The sequence below is a fragment of the Bordetella parapertussis genome (genome assembly GCF_020735925.1).
Lineage (GTDB): Bacteria > Pseudomonadota > Gammaproteobacteria > Burkholderiales > Burkholderiaceae_B > Bordetella > Bordetella pertussis.
In genome coordinates this window covers 2,866,559-2,884,547 of the sequence record NZ_CP085971.1, presented here as the reverse complement: position 1 = coordinate 2,884,547, position 17,989 = coordinate 2,866,559, and the positions used below count along the sequence as shown (strand labels likewise).

General features: G+C 68.1%; 18 protein-coding genes. 11 read left to right on the top strand and 7 right to left on the bottom strand.

Annotated features, from left to right (window positions below; all coding sequences use genetic code 11):
* Positions 1–66 precede the first annotated feature (66 nt).
* Together LK409_RS13640 and LK409_RS13635 are read right to left on the bottom strand one after the other, a co-directional pair.
* Positions 67–477, bottom strand: coding sequence for a carboxypeptidase-like regulatory domain-containing protein (locus tag LK409_RS13640; protein WP_010928899.1), 411 nt, complete (start codon positions 475–477; stop codon positions 67–69).
* A gap of 72 nt (positions 478–549) precedes the next feature.
* On the bottom strand, positions 550–1,353 hold the full coding sequence (locus LK409_RS13635; RefSeq protein WP_033446814.1) for an NRDE family protein: 804 nt from the start codon (positions 1,351–1,353) through the stop codon (positions 550–552).
* Positions 1,354–1,512: 159 nt separating this feature from the next.
* Between LK409_RS13635 and LK409_RS13630 the strand changes: the two genes are divergently transcribed.
* The 5 genes from LK409_RS13630 to LK409_RS13610 all read left to right on the top strand — a co-directional run bounded on the left by LK409_RS13630 (position 1,513) and on the right by LK409_RS13610 (position 6,612).
* Positions 1,513–2,205 (top strand): type 1 glutamine amidotransferase domain-containing protein, encoded by a 693-nt coding sequence (locus LK409_RS13630; RefSeq protein ID WP_003810926.1) that lies wholly within the window; start codon positions 1,513–1,515, stop codon positions 2,203–2,205.
* A gap of 249 nt (positions 2,206–2,454) precedes the next feature.
* Positions 2,455–3,315, top strand: coding sequence for an amidohydrolase family protein (locus LK409_RS13625; protein ID WP_010928897.1), 861 nt, complete (start codon positions 2,455–2,457; stop codon positions 3,313–3,315).
* Positions 3,316–3,347: 32 nt separating this feature from the next.
* Complete coding sequence (locus LK409_RS13620; protein WP_010928896.1) at positions 3,348–4,730, top strand: FAD-dependent oxidoreductase; 1,383 nt, start codon at positions 3,348–3,350, stop codon at positions 4,728–4,730.
* Positions 4,727–5,746 (top strand): tripartite tricarboxylate transporter substrate binding protein, encoded by a 1,020-nt coding sequence (locus LK409_RS13615; protein WP_010926728.1) that lies wholly within the window; start codon positions 4,727–4,729, stop codon positions 5,744–5,746. The genes LK409_RS13620 and LK409_RS13615 overlap by 4 nt, the downstream gene beginning before the upstream one ends.
* Positions 5,743–6,612, top strand: a complete 870-nt coding sequence (locus LK409_RS13610) for an SDR family oxidoreductase (RefSeq protein ID WP_010928895.1) — start codon at positions 5,743–5,745, stop codon at positions 6,610–6,612. The genes LK409_RS13615 and LK409_RS13610 overlap by 4 nt, the downstream gene beginning before the upstream one ends.
* A 7-nt stretch (positions 6,613–6,619) precedes the next feature.
* Here LK409_RS13610 and LK409_RS13605 read toward each other — a convergent pair whose 3' ends face one another.
* From LK409_RS13605 to LK409_RS13595, 3 genes are all read right to left on the bottom strand, one after another.
* Positions 6,620–7,360, bottom strand: a complete 741-nt coding sequence (locus LK409_RS13605) for an IclR family transcriptional regulator (RefSeq protein ID WP_003810935.1) — start codon at positions 7,358–7,360, stop codon at positions 6,620–6,622.
* Between the two features lie 80 nt (positions 7,361–7,440).
* Positions 7,441–9,045 carry a glycerol-3-phosphate dehydrogenase/oxidase gene (locus LK409_RS13600; protein WP_010928894.1) on the bottom strand — a complete coding sequence of 535 codons (1,605 nt, stop codon included), beginning with the start codon at positions 9,043–9,045 and terminating at the stop codon, positions 7,441–7,443.
* 39 nt (positions 9,046–9,084) lie between these two features.
* Positions 9,085–9,873, bottom strand: coding sequence for a DeoR/GlpR family DNA-binding transcription regulator (locus LK409_RS13595; protein WP_041937438.1), 789 nt, complete (start codon positions 9,871–9,873; stop codon positions 9,085–9,087).
* Positions 9,874–9,998: 125 nt separating this feature from the next.
* On the opposite strand from LK409_RS13595, the gene LK409_RS13590 reads away from it, so the two are divergent.
* The 6 genes from LK409_RS13590 to LK409_RS13565 all read left to right on the top strand — a co-directional run bounded on the left by LK409_RS13590 (position 9,999) and on the right by LK409_RS13565 (position 16,030).
* On the top strand, positions 9,999–11,081 hold the full coding sequence (locus LK409_RS13590) for an ABC transporter ATP-binding protein (protein ID WP_010928892.1): 1,083 nt from the start codon (positions 9,999–10,001) through the stop codon (positions 11,079–11,081).
* Positions 11,081–12,169 (top strand): ABC transporter ATP-binding protein, encoded by a 1,089-nt coding sequence (locus tag LK409_RS13585; protein ID WP_010928891.1) that lies wholly within the window; start codon positions 11,081–11,083, stop codon positions 12,167–12,169. Before LK409_RS13590 ends, LK409_RS13585 begins: the two co-directional genes overlap by 1 nt.
* Positions 12,166–13,056 (top strand): carbohydrate ABC transporter permease, encoded by an 891-nt coding sequence (locus LK409_RS13580; protein WP_003810946.1) that lies wholly within the window; start codon positions 12,166–12,168, stop codon positions 13,054–13,056. Before LK409_RS13585 ends, LK409_RS13580 begins: the two co-directional genes overlap by 4 nt.
* Complete coding sequence (locus LK409_RS13575) at positions 13,049–13,861, top strand: carbohydrate ABC transporter permease (protein WP_003810948.1); 813 nt, start codon at positions 13,049–13,051, stop codon at positions 13,859–13,861. The genes LK409_RS13580 and LK409_RS13575 overlap by 8 nt, the downstream gene beginning before the upstream one ends.
* 12 nt (positions 13,862–13,873) lie before the next feature.
* A complete protein-coding gene (locus LK409_RS13570; RefSeq protein ID WP_003810949.1) occupies positions 13,874–14,182 on the top strand; it encodes a DUF2160 domain-containing protein in 309 nt (102 codons plus the stop codon).
* Between the two features lie 117 nt (positions 14,183–14,299).
* The gene (locus LK409_RS13565) at positions 14,300–16,030 is read left to right on the top strand and encodes an ABC transporter substrate-binding protein (RefSeq protein ID WP_003810951.1); all 1,731 of its coding nucleotides are present in this window, start codon (positions 14,300–14,302) and stop codon (positions 16,028–16,030) included.
* A gap of 1 nt (position 16,031) precedes the next feature.
* On the opposite strand, the gene LK409_RS13560 is transcribed toward LK409_RS13565, so the two are convergent.
* A complete protein-coding gene (locus tag LK409_RS13560; protein WP_003810953.1) occupies positions 16,032–17,177 on the bottom strand; it encodes a lipoprotein in 1,146 nt (381 codons plus the stop codon).
* Positions 17,178–17,305: 128 nt separating this feature from the next.
* Positions 17,306–17,974, bottom strand: coding sequence for a DUF502 domain-containing protein (locus LK409_RS13555; RefSeq protein ID WP_033446889.1), 669 nt, complete (start codon positions 17,972–17,974; stop codon positions 17,306–17,308).
* Between the last annotated feature and the right edge of the window lie 15 nt (positions 17,975–17,989).

The following is a 17,989-nucleotide window of genomic DNA, read 5'->3' as shown; positions in this document are numbered from 1 at the left end:
GTGGGCGCCTGTCCCAACCAGGGGGCTGGCGCCCGTGGCCCGCCGCGCTTCAGCGCCGGTACGGCCTCAGTCTTTCCATTCGAACACCGCGCGTGCGGTGCTGCCCGGACGCACGCTGACCTGGCGGGTCTGTTCGACGCCGCCCGAGGTGGCCTTGACGCGGTAGGTGCCGGCCGGCAGCTTGGCCAGCAGGTAGGGGCCGTCGGCCTTCGCATCGAGCACGGGTTTGCCGGTCCGGTCGAGGATCTGCACCGCGACGTCGGCCAGGTACAGGCCGGCGCGGCCATTGCCGCGCGCCGCGAAGGTCAGGGCCAGCGGATAGTCCTTGCTGGCGGCTTTCATGGCCTCGGATTCGTCCAGGCCGACGCCGCCGGTAACGAATTGGACACTGCCTTGTTGTTGCACCGCGGGCAGCGCGCCCTGCGCCTGCACGGCGCCGCCCAGCGCAATGCTGCCGGCGGCCAGCGCCGCCGCCATTCATGCGCGTTCATGACGTTTGTTCATGGAAAGTTCTCCTGTAAGGCGGGCGCGCGCGCCAGTCGGAACTGCTTAGACACAGGAGGCGCGGTGAAGTTCGGCGCGCGCGGCGCGCCACGGGAAGTCCAGGTCGGCCTGTCCGGCGATGGCGCCGTCGGGACGGAAGCGCCGCTCGTGCAATTCGCCCCGGCCATCGTCATGCAGCGCCAGGATGCAGGCGCTGCGGGTGCCATAGTCGGGGCTGACGATGAAGGGGCTGCTGAGCAGCCGTTCGCGCTCCAGGGCGAGGCCGGTGGCCGGCAATTCGTGGTCGGCCGCGGGCGTGGGGTCGGCCAGGGCCGCATACAGCGCGGCCAGGTCGGGTTGCGGCGTGGCGGCGATGATGCGTTCGAAGGCGGCCTTGGTGCGCGCCAGCTTGGGCCAGGGCGTGTCGAGCAAATGGTTCGACAGGGCGTAGACGCCCGCGGCCAGGCGCCGCGGCGCGCCGTCGCGGTTGCTGCAGTACCAGGCGCCGCCGGCGTCGCCGACGATCAGGTTGAAACCGTTGTAGCGCGCGCCACGGGCATGTACGTCGCGCAGGTACTCCTGCGCGCTGGCCGCGCCGCGCAGGAAGGCTTCCACCAGGGCGCCGCGCGAGGGGGCGTCGGGCTGGATGTTGCGGGGATCGCGGAAATTGGTGACCACCGCATAGCGGCCCTGGTCGCTGACGCCCATCCAGGTGCCGCCGGCCTGCAGGTCGCGGCCGGCGTATATGGCGGGGCTGCCGGGCCAGCGCGTGGCCTCGGCAGTGGGGCGGGCATGGAATTCGTCGCGGTTGGCGGCGATCAGTACCGGCAGGCCGGGAATGGCGTGCAGGGCCAGGACGGCAAGACACATGGCGGATTTCCGGGAAGCGAGCAGGCTCGATAGGGCGATGATACGCCGCAGGCGTAAGAATTCTTGTGTCTTTCCCATGGCGTCGCCGGCCGATGGTGTAATGGGCGGGTCATGGCCGGCCGCCCACGCCGCGGACCGCCTCTTCCCCAGGAGCGACGCATGAAAATACTGATGGTGCTGACTTCGCATGACCAGCTGGGCGACACCGGCCGCAAGACGGGGTTCTGGCTCGAGGAGTTCGCCGCGCCTTATTACGTATTCGTCGACACCGGCGCCCATGTCACGCTGGCCTCGCCGGCCGGCGGCCAGCCGCCGCTGGATCCCAAGAGCGACGAGCCCGACGCCCAGACCGAGGCGACCCGCCGCTTCGCGGCCGACCCCCAGGCGCAGCAAGCGCTGGCGCACACGGCGAAGCTGGCCGATATGCGCGCGGCCGATTTCGACGCGCTGTTCTACCCGGGCGGACATGGCCCGCTGTGGGACCTGGCCGAAAGCGCGCATTCGACCGCATTGATCGAGACCTTCCTGGCCGGCGGCAAGCCGGTGGCGGCCGTGTGCCATGCGCCTGGCGTGCTGCGGCACGCCCGCGCCGCCGACGGCGCGCCGCTGGTGGCCGGCCGGCAGGTGACCGGCTTCAGCAACACCGAGGAAGCGGCCGTGCAATTGACCGAGGTGGTGCCGTTCCTGGTGGAAGACGAATTGGTCGGCCTGGGCGCGCGCTACAGCAAGGCCGAGGATTGGCACGCCTACGTGGTCAACGACGGACTGCTCATCACCGGCCAGAACCCGGCCTCGTCCGAGCGCGCCGCCCGCGCCATGCTGACGGCCCTGGACAACGGCCGCGGGGGCTGACGCCCCGACGTGGCGACACGCGCCCGCAAGGGGCGCGTGCGCTGCGCGCGCTTTCTTTTTCACTCGCCATTCGTTGACGTGTCATTTTTGCCGCCCTATAATTTGTCCAATAAATAGACATAGCGTCTAAATAATGGACATTCAAGGCGCGGACCAGCCCGGCCAGGGCCGGCCGCCATCCAGGGAGGGGCACATGGCGTCGAGTCATCGAGCGGTGCGGCCGGGCAATCCGGCCGGGGAGAGCGTGCAATGATTGTCGATCTGCGGTTGCGCCCGCCTATACCGGGCTTTGCGCGTTCCACGCTGTACCAGGCCGGCCCCAAGACCAGCCATCCCGACTTTCCGGTCGAGCCGTCTGTCGGGCAGTGCTCGCTGCCCCTGCTGATCTCCGAAATGGACGCGGCCGGCGTGGCGGTCGGCGTGGTTCCCGGCCGGTATTCGATGGAGCCCTTCGGCATCGTCTCCAACGATGAGCTGGCAACCCTGTTTGCCGATTATCCGGGCCGGTTCGTCGGCTTCATGGGCCTGGATCTGGGCTGGCCCATGCAGCGCATGCTCGACGAGATCGATGCCCGCGTGGGCACGCCGGGTTTTCGCGGCGTCGCGCTGGAGCCGACGATTTCCGCCGATGCCAGTTTCTGCGGCATGAACGACAAAAGGCTCTATCCCATTTACGAAGCATGCGTAAAGCATGGCGTGCCGGTCAGCGTGACGCTGTCCGCGGTGCTGCAGGCATTCACGAAGCGGCCTTATGAACACAGCAACCCGGTGCAGGCCTATCAGGTGGCGATCGATTTCCCCAGCCTGGATATCGTGATCGCCCACGCGGCCTACCCTTGGGTGATGGAGATGATCGGCGTCTGCCTGACCTGTCCCAATGTCTGGCTGTCGCCCGACCTTTACCTGACGAACGTGTTTCCCGGCGCGCAGGAGTACGCCAAGGCGGCCGCGACGTATCTGCCTCGGCGTACGCTGTTCGGCACGGGTTATCCAGCCAAGCCCTTCAAGCCCATGATCGATGCCTATGCCGCCTGGGGGTGGCCGCAGGATGTCGTCGCGGCGATCCTGGGCGGCAATGCCGCGCGCCTGCTCCGGCTGGCAGACCAATGAGCACGCGAACCACTTGATCAAGGAGGCGGGAAATGAGTGCCCAGGAAGTGAAGGAAGTGGATGTCGTCGTCGTCGGAGGCGGGCTGGCCGGGCATAGTGCGGCGATCGAGGTGTCGAAGGCGGGAAAGAGCGTGGCGGTGCTGGAAAAAATGCCCGACATCGGCGGAAGCACCGTGCTGAGCGGCGGGTCGTTCGCCTTTGCCGGGACGCCGGAGCAGGCCGGGCAGGGCATCGACGACAGCCCCGAGCGGCTGCGGCGCGACCTGCTCGCCTGCGCGGCGCGCGAGCAGGCGCGCGAGCTCATCGACGTTTACGTGGCGCACCAGCTCGACGCCTATCGGCTGCTGCGCCACCTGGGCGTGGTGTTCGACCCGATCCAGTTTTCGTCCAACCAGTCGGTGCCCCGCAGCCATCCGACTTCGCCGGCGCGGGTCATGGCGTTAATGAACGAGCATTTGCGCCAGCAATACGGCGTCGCCGTGCAGACCTCGGCGCCGGTCTCGGCCTTGTACCGCGACCCGGCCAGCCGGCGCATCGTCGCGGTGACGGCGCGGCATGCGGGCCGCGCCGTCGAATACCGCGCGCGGCAGGGCGTCATCCTGGCCAGCGGTGGCTTCTCGCAAAGCCCCGAGCTGATGTCGATGCTGGCGCCGCACCTGGAGAACGTGCTGCTGACAGGCGGGGCGGGCAACCAGGGCGACGGCTTGAAAATGGCCTGGGCGCACGGCGCGGCGATCGCGGACATCGACGCGCTGGTGCCCACGTTCGGGGCCTTGCAGGAGGCCGTGCCGAGCGAGCCCAACACGATTCTGCTTGCGTACTATCGCGGCGGAATCGTCGTCAACAGCGCGGGCGAGCGCTTCGTCGACGAATCGAAATCGTACAAGGCGATAGGCAAGGCAAGCATGGACCAGGCCGGCGCGCGCGGCTTCCAGATCTTCGACCAGAAGGTGATGGACCTTTCCGTACGATCGCCCAAGACGCTGGACTTCCAGCGGGCTTTCGACCTGGGGCGGGTGACGGCGGCGGACACCATCGTCGAGCTGGCCGAGCGGATCGGCATCGATCCGCAGGCGCTGGCGCGCACCGTGTCCGAATACAACGACGGGATACGCCAGCAGCGCGACAGGTTCGGCCGCAGGCATTTGTCCAACCAGGTCGGCGAGGCGTTCCCCCTCGAACATCCCCGTTACTACGCCTACGCCACGGTTCCCTATATGGCAACCACGTATGCCGGCATCAAGGTCGACCGACGGATGCGGGTGGTCGACGTATGGGGCAAGCCCATCGACGGCCTGTACGCCGCCGGCGAGATCATCGGCGGCGCCCACGGGCGTGGCTATATGACCGGCGCGTCGCTGGGCAAGGCCCTGATATTCGGCCGCGTGGCGGCATGGTCGGCGATATCGGGTTGAGCGGCGCCGCGCCGACAACCCGCGAGGAGACAGGAAAAATGAAGACATCCATGCATTTCGTGCGTACCTGGTGCGGCGCCCTCTGCGCACTCGTCGTTCTGGCTGGCGCTTCGCTGCCCGCCAGGGCGGAGTACCCGACCCGCAGCGTCACGCTGATCGTGCCGTTTCCCGCCGGCGGCTCCGTGGACATGTTGGCCCGGCTGTTTGCCGCGCACGTCGGCGAGCCATTCAAGGACAAGGTGGTCGTCATCAACCGCCCCGGCGCCAGCGGCGTGGTCGGCGAGACGGCCATGGCGCGCGCCGAACCCGACGGCTACACCATCATGTTCCAGGGGGCGCCGGCCGCCATCAATGCGGAGATCTACAAGCAGCCGCTCTACGACGCGAAGGACCTGCAACCCGTGGGGCTGATCATGACCGCGCCCTTCGTGGTCGCGACCTATCCGGAAAGCGAAATCAAGACACTGGCCGATATCAAGACGGTGGCGGCCGGCATGCCCAATGGCCTGACGACCGCCGAGGCGGGGATATCGACCCGGCTGGTCGCGGAAATGTACCGCCTGATCACGAAGGACAAGCTGTACCTGGTGCCCTACAACGGCGGGCCGGCGGCAGCCATGTCGTTGGTGCGGCATGAGACCGGCCTGTATTTTTCCGACCTGACCTCGGTCACGCCGTATATCCTCTCGGGCCAGTTCCGTCCGCTGGCCGTGACTTCCGCCAAGCGCGTCAAGGACCATCCCACGATTCCGACCACCGCCGAAGCTGGCGTTCCCGAGTTCACGCCGCAGACGTGGTTCGGTGTATTCACCCGCACGGGCACGCCGCCGGAGATCGTGCAGGCACTGAACCAGGCGGTCGACGGTTTTCTCAGGAATCCTGCGGTCATCCAGAAGATCGAACAGGTCGGCGGTACGCCCACGCACATGTCGGTTGCGCAGTTCGAGGATTACTACGGCCGCCAGCGCCTGTTGTGGCGGGATGTGATCAAGCGGGCCGAGATTCCGCTGCAATGATGGCCACGCCAGCGGGCACGGAGGATGAGGCTGGGCAGCGCGCGCGCCGCACCTACGTGGTCAGCGGCAGCGCGTGGGGCATCGGCGCGGCGACGCGGCGCGCGCTCGAGGCGGCGGGCGCGACGGTGATCGGGATCGATCTGCGCAATGCGGAAATCGAGATCGACTTGTCCGATGCCGGGCAGGTCGGCCTGGTCGGGGCGCGCCTGGCCGCGCAGGGTGTCTCGGTGGTCGATGGCGTGCTCACGTGCGCGGGCGTGAGCGGAAAAACCGGCAGCCCGGAAGCGATCGTGGCGGTCAACTACTTCGGCACCACAGGCGTGCTCGAACAATTGCACCCGTTCCTGCGCCGTTCTGGTCACGGGCGCGCTGTGGCCCTGTCGTCCATCGCCATGCTGCGCCAGGCCCACGCCGGCCTTTATGCCGCATGCCTGGATGGTCGTCGCGCCGACGCGCTGGATCTGGCCCGGGCCGGCGGCCTGCACCCGCGCACGGCGTACGAAACGACCAAGCGCGCTGTCTCGGCCTGGATACGGCATCAGGCCCTGCAGGACAGATGGGTCCGGCATGGCGTCCTGCTCAATGCCGTGGCGCCCGGGATAATCGATACGCCGCTGACGCGGCACATCGTGCAGGATCGCCAGGCGCTCGACATGGCGCTGGCGCGCGCGCCGCAGGCCTTGGGCGTGGGCAGGCCGGAGCACGTGGCCGCGCTGGCCGCGTTCCTGGCCGGTCCGGCCAATGGATTCATCACGGGGCAGACGATATTCGTCGACGGCGGCCATGAGGCGCAGGTCGGGGCCGGCCTGCCGGCACTGTCGGCGCAGGCCCAGGCGGATTACGACGCCTTGGCCTCGCGCGCTTGAGCGCGCGTTAGCCGCCAATACGGCGCGACAGCTCGCGGGCGGCCTCGACCAGGACCGGCGCGTAGCCGTCCAGCTTTTTCAGCGTCACCCGGGTATCGGGGCCGGTGACCGAGATCGCGCCGAGCGCTTCGCCGCCCGGTGCGGTGATCGGCACGCCCAGCGAATTCACGCCCTCGCGCCATTCGGACGTATTGATGGCATAGCCCCGCTCGCGGGCGATGGCCAGTTCGGCGATGAGCGCGTCGCGCGTGGTGATGGTCTTGGCGGTGTAGCGTTCGAATTTCTCGGGCAGGGCCAGCAGCTCGCTGTGCGAGCAACGCGACAGGATGGCCTTGCCCGGGGCGGTGCAATGCACCGGCGCCCGCGCGCCCAGCAGCACGAACGTCCCGACGGGCTTTTCGGTCTGGATCTTGTCCAGGAAGCAGACTTCGAGCCGCTGGCGCACCGCCAGCAGGATGGTTTCGCCGGTATGCGCGGCGAGCGCCTGCATGGTGGGATAGGCCTGCTTGCGGATGTCGAAGCGCTGCACGACGACGTTGCCCAGCTCCCAGAGCCGCAAGGTGGGGCGGTACTTCGCCGAGTCGGCGATGGCCTCCACGTAGCCTGCATGCGCCAGGGTCTGCAGGGTGCGATGCACGTTGCTGCGCACTAGGCCCAGCTCCTGGGCGAGTTCGCCGGCCGACCGGCTTTCGCCCGAGCGCACCAGCGCCTCGAGGACAGTCAGGCCTTTCAGCGTTGTCGTATCCATGCTTGCGTCCTACCTCGTACCGGGACCGGGCCTGCGCCCCAGCGCTGCAGGGCGCTGCGAAATCGTCGGGGCTAACTATATCAGGCCAGCCGGTAGTGCGCGGCCACGGCCTCGAACTCGGCCAGCGTGGCGCGGCTCCAGGCTTCGTCGTGGCCGAGTTCCTGCGCCAGGATGCGGGCCACTTCGGGCGCGGCCAGCAGGGCGGCCTCGGCGTCCAGGAACAGGGCGCGATTGCGGCGGGCCAGCACGTCCTCCACGGTGCGCGCGAGTTCGTGGCGGGCGGCATAGCGCACGTGCGCCTCGGTCAGGGCGCTGGCCTTGACCAGCATGCGGTCGGCGCCAGGCAGCGCGCGCAGCGTCGCCAGGTCGGTGCCGTAGTAGCTGTCGGGCGTGCCGTGGGGCGCGCCGCTGGGCTGCCCGTCGGTCGGCGCGCCATGCAGCGGCAGCTCGGACGTGCGGCATGGCGCCGCGGCCAGCAGCTTGTGCTGGATGGCGGTGTCGACCACATCCTGGGCCATCTTGCGGTAGGTGGTCCATTTGCCGCCGGTGACCGTGACCAGCCCGCCCTTGGAGACCACGATGGTGTGTTCGCGCGACAGCGACTTGGTCGAGGCTTCGCCGGTGGCCTTGACCAGCGGGCGCAGGCCGGCCCACACGCTGGTCACGTCGGCGCGGGTGGGCTTGCGGCTCAGGTAGCGCGCCGCGGTGGCAAGGATGAAGTCGATTTCGTTCTGGCCGGCCTGCGGATCGAGCGGCAGGTCGGTGCGTGGCGTGTCGGTGGTGCCGACGATGGTGTGGCCGTTCCAGGGCACCACGAACAGCACTCGGCCGTCGTCGGTCTTGGGTATGAGAATGGCGTCTTCGCCGGGCAGGAAGTCGCGCGGCAGCGTCAGGTGCACGCCCTGGCTGGGCGCCACCATGGTCTGCGCGGCGGGGTCGTCCATGCGGCGCACCGCGTCGACCCACACGCCGGTGGCGTTGACCACGCATTTGGCGCGCAGCGTCACGCGCAGCTCGCCCAGCGCGTCGGCCACCGTCACGCCGTCGACGCGGCCGTCCGTGCGCGTCAGGCCGACCGCGCGCGCATAGTTCAGCGCCACGCCGCCCAGGTCGTACAGGGTGCGCATCAGGGCGATGGCCAGGCGCGCGTCGTCGAACTGGCCGTCGTAGTACAGGATGCCGCCGCGCAAGGCTCGTCCATTGACGCGCTCGGCCACGGTGGCGGCGTGGCGCAGCGTTTCGCCGCGCGACAGCCAGCGGCTGGGCGCCAGGTTCAGCTTGCCGGCCAGCATGTCGTACATCTTCAGGCCGACGCCGTAGAACGGCTGGTCCAGCAGGCTGTAGGCCGGCACGACGAAGCCCAGCGGCCACACCAGGTGCGGCGCGTTGCGGTTGAGCAGGCCGCGTTCGTGCAGGGCCTCGCGCACCAGGCTGATATTGCCCTGCGCCAGGTAGCGCACGCCGCCGTGCACCAGCTTGGTGGCCTTGCTGGAGGTGCCCTTGGCGAAGTCGGCGGCCTCGACCAGCAGGGTGCGGTAGCCGCGCGCGGCGGCATCGACGGCGGTGCCCAGGCCGGTGGCGCCGCCGCCGATGACGATGACATCCCAATCGGGGGCGCCTTGCAGGTCGGCAAGCAGTTGCGCGCGCGCGGGCGGGTCGATGGGAGCGAGGGTAGGGGCGGTCATGGATTCTGTTCGGGGCGGGAAAAGGGGCTGGGCAGGCGCTCAGGCCGTGGCGGCGCCTGCCGACTGCGCGGCGACGTCGCAGCGCACGCCGGCGTCCTGCAGCACCTGGGCCAGCGACTCTTGCGGCTGGGCGTCGGTGAAGAAGCGGTGGATGCGCGAGACATGCGCCAGCTCGACCATGGCCTGGCGCTGGAACTTGCTGCTATCGGCGGCCAGCCAGACCTCGCGCGATTGTTCGATGATGGCGCGCGCCACGCGCACCTCGCGAAAGTCGTAGTCGCGCAAGGTACCGTCGGCCTCGATGCCGGATATGCCGATCAGGCCGATGTCGACCTTGAACTGGCGGATGAAGTCCAGCGTGGCCTCGCCGACGATGCCGCGGTCGCGCGAACGCACCACGCCCCCGGCCACGATGACTTCGCAATCCGGGTTGTCGGACAGGATGTCGGCCACGTGCAGGTTGTTGGTGATGACGCGCAGGCCGCGATGGCGCAGCAGGGCGCGCGCGATGGCTTCGGTGGTCGTGCCGATGTTGATCAGCAGCGAACAGCCGTCGGGCACCGCGCGGGCCACCGCCTCGGCGATGCGGCGCTTGCCCTCGGCGTGCAGCCCCTGGCGCTTGCGGTAGGCGATGTTCTCGATGGTCGACGACTCGATCCGCACGCCGCCATGAAAGCGCGACAGCATGCCTGCTTCGGAAAGCAGGTTGACGTCGCGCCGCACGGTCTGCAGGGTAACGTCGAAATGGCGCGCCAGCGCTTCGATGGTGGCCGAGCCCTGGGTGCGAACCAGTTCGACCAGGGCGCTTTGTCTGGGATTGAGGGTCATGTTCGCATCATAAAACAACAAAACCGAAAAATAATGACGCGGTGCAAGATTGTTTTTCTTTCGCTTGTTCGTTAAAACGCAAAGAAAGCAACGAAAGCAATCGTACCGCGTTTGCCGGAGGAGAGATGCAGCTGGTTCTGGACGGAATTCAACTGCGCGCGGGGTCACAGGTACACCTGTACCCGCTCAGCTTGCAGCCCGCGCCGGGCGCCATGACCGTGCTGCTGGGGGCGACCCTGGCCGGCAAGACCTCGGTGATGCGCATCATGGCCGGGCTGGACCGCCCCACCGAGGGCAAGGCGCTGGTCGACGGGGCCGATGTCACCGGCGTGCCGGTGCGCCAGCGCAACGTCGCCATGGTGTACCAGCAGTTCATCAACTACCCGTCGATGCGGGTGGCCGACAACATCGCCTCGCCGCTGCGCCTGCGCGGCGCCGCCGATATCCCGGCGCGCGTGCGGGCCATGGCCGAACGCCTGCATATCGAGCACCTGCTGGAGCGCTATCCGTCCGAACTGTCCGGCGGCCAGCAGCAGCGCGTGGCGCTGGCGCGCGCGCTGGTCAAGGATGCGCCGCTGGTGCTGCTGGACGAACCGCTGGTCAATCTGGACTACAAGCTGCGCGAAGCCTTGCGCGAAGAGCTGGCCGGCCTGTTCGCCCAGGGGCGCTCGACCGTGGTCTATGCCACCACCGAGCCCGCCGAGGCCCTGCTGCTGGGCGGCCATACCGCGGTGCTCGACGCCGGCCGGCTGCTGCAATACGGTCCGACCGCCGAGGTCTTCCATCGCCCCAATTCCATCCGGGTGGCGCGGGCCTTCAGCGATCCCCCCATGAACCTGTTCCCGGCGCGACGCGCCAACGGCGGTTTCATGCTGGCCTCGGGCGTGATGGTGCCGTGCGCGCTGCCGCCGCCGGAGACCGGCGACGATGCGCTGACGGCGGGACTGCGCGCCGGGGTGTTCCGCACCGAGGCGCGCGCCGCCGACGTGGCCTTGCCGGGCGTGGTGGAGCTGGCCGAGATTTCCGGATCGGATTCGTTCGTGCATGTGCGCACGCCCGCCGGCCCGGTCGTGGCGCAATTGACCGGCGTGCACCGCTATCCGCTGGATTCGCGCCTGACGCTGCATTTCGATCCGGCCGACAGCTACGCCTTCGGGCCGGACGGCGCGCTGCTGGCGGCGCCGCGCCGCGCCGGGGAGGAGCGCTGATGGCCAGCATCGAGCTTGACCTGGCGCACGCCTATGGCTCCGATCCGCGCGGCGAGGACGACTACGCGCTGCTGCCGCTGCGCTTCACCTTCGAGGACGGCGGGGCCTACGCCTTGCTGGGGCCGTCGGGCTGCGGCAAGACCACCTTGCTCAATTGCGTGTCCGGCCTGCTGCGGCCTTCGCAGGGCCGGGTGCTGTTCGACGGCCAGGATGTGACCGGCCGCACGCCGCAGCAACGCAACATCGCCCAGGTCTTCCAGTTTCCGGTGGTCTACGACACGATGACGGTGGCCGACAACCTGGCCTTTCCGCTGCGCAACCGCGGCGTGCCGCAGGCGCATATCCGCGAGCGGGTCGGCCGCATCGCCGAAATGCTGGAGCTGTCGGCGGTGCTGGAGCGCCGCGCCAGCGGCCTGACGGCGGACGCCAAGCAGAAGATCTCGCTGGGGCGCGGCCTGGTGCGCAGCGATGTGTCGGCCATCCTGTTCGACGAGCCGCTGACGGTCATCGACCCGCACCTGAAGTGGGAGTTGCGGCGCAAGCTGAAGGAAATCCACCACGAGTTCAAGCTGACCCTGATCTATGTCACGCACGACCAGACCGAGGCCCTGACGTTCGCCGAGCGGGTGATGGTGATGTCGCGCGGACGCGCGGTGCAGGTGGGCACGCCCGACGACCTGTTCGAGCGGCCCGCGCATACGTTCGTGGGTCATTTCATCGGTTCGCCCGGCATGAATTTCCTGCCGGCCGAGTGGCGCGACGGCGCCCTGCGCATAGGTTCGCAACGCCTGGAGGGGCTGACGGCCGGCCAGGCAGAAGCGCTGGCGCAGGGTGGGCCGGTAAAGCTGGGCGTGCGGCCCGAGTACCTGCGCCTGGTCGCCCCGCACACGCCTGGCGCGCTGCCGGTGCGGGTGGTGCGGGTGCAGGACGTCGGTACCTATGCCTTGCTGGGCGCCGAGTTCGAATCCAACGCGCTGCGGGCGCGTCTGCCGCTGGATGCGGCGCTGCCCGGCGCCGGCGACACCGTCTGGCTGGCGGTGCTCAATCGCCATACCTGCTTTTACCGCGACGAGGAGCTGATCCGATGAAACCGATCGATCACCGGGCCTGGCTGCTGGTGCTGCCCGTGGTGCTGTGCGTGGCGTTCTCGGCCATCCTGCCGCTGATGACCATCGTCAACTACTCGGTGCAGGACATCATCGCGCCCGACCGGCGCGTCTTCGTGGGCACCGAATGGTTCGCCGCGGTATTGCAGGACGAAGAGCTGCATGGCGCGCTGTGGCGCCAGATCGGCTTTTCGCTGGCGGTGCTGCTGATCGAGATCCCGCTGGGCATCCTGCTGGCGCTGGCCATGCCGGCCAGCGGCTGGCGGGCTTCGGCCGTGCTGGTCGTCATCGCGCTGTCGCTGCTGATTCCCTGGAACGTGGTGGGCACCATCTGGCAGGTGTTCGGGCGCACCGACATCGGCCTGCTGGGCGCGGCCCTGGCGGCGCTGGGGCTGGACTACAACTACACCGGCGACGCGCTGGACGCGTGGCTGACCGTCCTGGTCATGGACGTATGGCACTGGACCCCGCTGGTGGCGCTGCTGTGCTACGCCGGCCTGCGCGCGATTCCGGACGCCTATTACCAGGCCGCGCGCATCGACGGCGCGTCGGCCTTCGCGGTGTTCCGCTATATCCAGCTGCCCAAGCTGCGCGGCGTGCTGATGATCGCCGTGCTGCTGCGCTTCATGGACAGCTTCATGATCTACACCGAGCCTTTCGTGCTGACCGGCGGCGGGCCGGGCAACGCCACCACCTTCCTGTCGCAGTACCTGACCCAGAAGGCGGTGGGGCAGTTCGACCTGGGCCCGGCGGCGGCGTTTTCGATCGTCTACTTCCTGATCATCCTGCTGCTGTGCTTCGTGCTTTACAACTGGATGCAGCGCGCCGGCACCGCCGGCGGGCTGGACGAGGAGAGCCGCCATGGCTGAGCGCCGTTCGTCCTGGCGCGGGATCTTTCTCGCGCTGTACCTGCTGTTCGCCGTGCTGCCGCTGTACTGGATGGTCAACATGTCGTTCAAGACCAATACCGAGATCCTCGGCAGCCTGACGCTGTGGCCCAGCGACTTCACGGTCGAGCACTATCGCACCATCTTCACCGATCCGGCCTGGTATTCGGGCTACATCAATTCGCTGATCTACGTGCTGATCAACACGGTGATCTCGCTGGCGGTGGCGCTGCCGGCCGCCTATGCGTTCTCGCGGTATCGCTTCATCGGCGACAAGCACGTGTTCTTCTGGCTGCTGACCAACCGCATGACGCCGCCGGCGGTGTTCCTGTTGCCTTTCTTCCAGCTGTACACCTCGCTGGGACTGATGGATACCCACCTGGCGGTGGCGCTGGCGCACCTGGTGTTCAACGTGCCGCTGGCGGTGTGGATCCTGGAGGGGTTCATGTCGGGCGTGCCGCGCGAGATCGACGAGACGGCCTATGTGGACGGCTACAGCTTCCCGCGTTTTTTCCTCACCATTTTCCTGCCGCTGATCAAGGCCGGGGTGGGGGTGGCGGCGTTCTTCTGCTTCATGTTCAGCTGGGTGGAACTGCTGCTGGCGCGCACGCTGACCTCGGTCAACGCCAAGCCCATCGTGGCCACCATGACGCGCACCGTGTCGGCCTCGGGCATGGACTGGGGCGTGCTGGCCGCCGCGGGCGTGCTGACCATCGTGCCGGGCGCCATCGTGATCTGGTTCGTGCGGCACTACATCGCGAAGGGCTTCGCGATGGGCCGGGTCTGAGGGGAGGGCGCCATGTTCGGCTGGATGGTATGGACGACGCCGGTGGCGGTGTTCTTCGCCTGCATCGCGCTGATGCTGGCGGGCATGACGATCTGGGAGCTGCGCTCGCCCACGCGCCTGCGCAAGGGGTTCCTGCCCATTGCCACCACGCGCGGCGACCGCCTGTTCATCGGCCTGATGATCGCGGCCTGGATCAATCTCGCCTACGTGGGGCTGGGCAGCAAGGCGATGGAGTGGTTCGCGCTGGACCAGCCGCCCACGGTCTGGATCGGTTTTGTGCTGTCGATGGTGGTGCTGGCGCTGGTGATGCGCAAAGGGTAGCGGCACGCATCCGCTGCCCCGGAAAATCGTTGGGGGTCTTACCAGGACAACGGCCCAGCCTTCCCCGGCCCGGCGTCCCGCAGCAAAGACAGGGGAGGCGCATCGAGGAGACAAGTCATGAAAATGCGCATGCATGCCATGGCGGCCGCCATCGCCCTGATCGGGACGCAGGCGGCCTGGGCTGGCGAGCCGGAGGCGAGGAAATGGGTGGACAGCGAGTTCCAGCCCTCGTCGCTGTCCAAGGACCAGCAGATGGCGGAAATGAAGTGGTTCATCGACGCGGCCGAGAAGCTGAAGGCCAAGGGAGTGAGCGAGATCAACGTGGTGTCCGAGACCATCACGACGCACGAGTACGAAGCCAAGACACTGGCGCGCGCCTTCACCGAGATCACCGGCATCAAGGTCAACCACGACCTGATCCAGGAAGGCGACGTGGTCGAGAAGCTGCAGACGTCCATGCAGTCGGGCAAGTCCATCTACGACGGCTGGATCTCCGATTCGGACCTGATCGGCACGCACTACCGGTATGGCGCCATCCTGCCGCTGTCGGACTACATATCGGGCGCGGGCAAGGAGTACACCAATCCCGGACTGGACCTGAAGGACTTCATCGGCACCAAGTTCACCACGGCGCCCGACGGCAAGCTGTACCAGTTGCCCGACCAGCAGTTCGCCAACGTATATTGGTTCCGGGCCGACTGGTTCGCGCGCAAGGACCTGCAGGACAAGTTCAAGGCCAAGTACGGCTACGAACTCGGCGTGCCGACCAACTGGTCGGCCTACGAGGACATCGCCGAGTTCTTCTCCAACGACGTCAAGGAGCTCGATGGCAAGCGGGTCTATGGCCACATGGACTACGGCAAGAAGGATCCCTCGCTGGGGTGGCGCTTCACCGACGCCTGGCTGTCGATGGCCGGCGCGGCCGACAAGGGCCTGCCCAACGGCATGCCGGTCGACGAATGGGGCATCCGCGTGGCCGACGACAAGTGCACGCCGGTGGGCGCCTCGGTGGCGCGCGGCGGGGCCACTAACAGCCCGGCCGCGGTCTATGCGCTGACCAAGTACGTGGACTGGATGAAGAAGTACGCGCCGCAGCAGGCCACCGGCATGACCTTCTCCGAATCCGGCCCGGTGCCGGCGCAGGGGCAGATTGCCCAGCAGATCTTCTGGTACACCGCCTTTACCGCCGACATGACCAAGAAGGGGCTGCCGGTGGTCAACGAAGACGGTACGCCGAAGTGGCGCATGGCGCCGTCGCCCTATGGACCGTACTGGAAGGATGGCATGCAGAACGGTTACCAGGACGTCGGTTCGTGGACATTCTTCAAGTCCACCGACGCCAACCGCCTGGCCGGCGCGTGGCTCTACGCGCAGTTCGTGACGTCCAAGACGGTGTCGCTGAAGAAGTCCATCACCGGCCTGACCTTCATCCGCGACAGCGACATCAACAGCGAGTTCTTCACCAAGAACGCGGCCAACTACGGCGGCCTGGTCGAGTTCTACCGCAGCCCGGCGCGCGTGGCGTGGACGCCCACCGGCAACAACGTGCCCGACTATCCCAAGCTGGCGCAGCTGTGGTGGAAGAACGTGGCCACCGCGGTCACGGGCGAGAAGACGCCGCAGCAGGCCATGGACACGCTGGCCAACGAAATGGATCAGGTGCTGGCGCGGCTGGAGCGCGCCGGCATGGCGCAGTGCGCGCCCAAGCTGAACCCCAAGAGCGATCCGGCCAAGTGGCTGTCGGACCAGCACGCGCCATGGAAGAAGCTGGCCAACGAAAAGCCCCAGGGCCAGACCATCGCGTATGAAAAGCTGCTGCAGGCCTGGAAGGAGGGCAAGGTGCGCTGAGTCAGGCGGGCCGGGGGAAGTCGGGCAGCACGATGTCGGTATGCCCCGGCCCGACCCAGCGCGCGCATTCGCGCGTGGCATCGATGCAGCCGCCCTCGGCGTAGATGCCCTGCGGATCGCGGATGCGCACCATGCGTTCGAGCACGCGCGCGGTGGCCTGCGGGTCGGCCATGGTCGCGTGCACGCGCGCCTCGACAATGGACTCGTCGATGATCAGCTTGCCGGCCTCGTTGCGGCGCGCGCCGTGGCGCCAGTGGTAGATCTCCACGCATTTGCCGGCCAGCGTGTACGGCTGGTCGCGCTTCCAGAAATTGTTGAACAGTCCCGAGCCCAGGTAGAACACCCACGACCCTTCGTAGCCTTCGACGTTGGACGAATGCTCGTCCGGGTTGCGGAACCACAGGCGGTCGCCCGGCACGTAGTAGCGCGGCGGCAGCGGGTCCTGCAGCGAGCCGTATTCGCGCAGGAACGTGTCGTGGAACAGCCCGGACATCACCGCGCGGGTTTCCCACTGGCGCTGCAGGCGCGCGGCCAGTTCGGGGTTGCAGGCCTGCAGCTCCTGGGCGATCCCCAGCACGGTCACGTATTCGGTGGCGCGGTAACAGGAGAACGAATACAGCCGGCCCGACTCGTCGGGCTGGGTGGCCTTGCGCAGCGCCTCGACCAGCGGGCGGCCCGGCAGCACGGTGAAACCGCGCTGCTCGTCGTAGACCCAGTCGTCCTGCGGCCGCTCGGCCTGCTCGGTATCGAACGCCAGCGCGGTGCGTCGCGCCGCCTGCACGATGTGGCGGCGGATGCGCACCGCCGAGGCCAGCTCGGCAGCGTCGGGCAGGGGAAAGGCCACCGGGCTGGCGAGGATGGCAAGCAGGATCTCGCGCTCGAGGTCGCCGCTGTCGTGCTCGGGACGCAAGCCCAGCGAGGCGGCGATACCGGTCGTGTCGTGGCCGGGCGCATGGCGCGCCTGGAACGCGGGCGCCAGGGTCATCGACAGGGCCGCGGTCTCGCCGCGCCGGATGCAGGACAGCGTGACCGCGTCGGCCAGGCCCAGGCCCTGGACATATTGCAACAGTGCTTGCTGGCTGGCGTCGGCCGCGGCGGCGGCGCATGCGATCAGAATGCCGCCCGGGACGGGCGCTGCGGTGGACATGGATAGGCTCCCTGAGCCGTCGTGGCGCCGGAGGGGCCCGGCGCGGGAGGCAATCATTGCCAATCGGCGCGAAATCCGCAAGAGGCGGCGCGCCGATCCGCCCCGCCGGCGCGCGGGCCTGGGGCGGATCAGGCCTGCGGGCCGCCCGCCGCCGGCGGGGCGGGGGGCGCGGGCGGCGCCGGCGGCGCGGCCACCGTGCCGCTGGCCGCGCCGTTCTCGGCGCGCGCCATCCAGGCGATCAGGGACGAGCGCATGGCTTCCTCCACCGACATCTGGATCGGATGCACCCACTCGGTGGGCACGAATACGGTGTAGCCGCCGATCATGTAGCCCATGGGCAGGTAGACGGCCACGCGGTCACCCTGCGTGAACCCGTCCGGCAGGCCCTCCAGCGTGCGGCGGGTGACCAGGCCCACCAGTTCCAGCGGATTGCCCGGCATGCGCAGGATCACGACCTGCTGCGAGCTGGTCTTGGCGCTGGGCGAAAAATAATCGGCGAAGCTCTTGAGCGACGAATAGATGCTCTTGACCACCGGCAGGTTGGTAAACGGCATTTCCAGCAGCAGCAGCCAGCGCTGCACGCGCTGTTTCGACACCAGGTAGCCGATGGCCAGGATGCCGAGGATGCCCAGCGCCAGGCCCATGCCCGGGATATAGAAACTGCCGATGAACGGGCGCAGCAGGGTGAGCGCCAGCGCTTCGGTCCAGGCCAGGAAAATGAACAGCAGATACAGCGTCAGCGCGATGGGCAGGACGGTGATCAGGCCGCGGAAGAAATATCGGTACAAACGGCTCATGGATGAGGCTCCTGC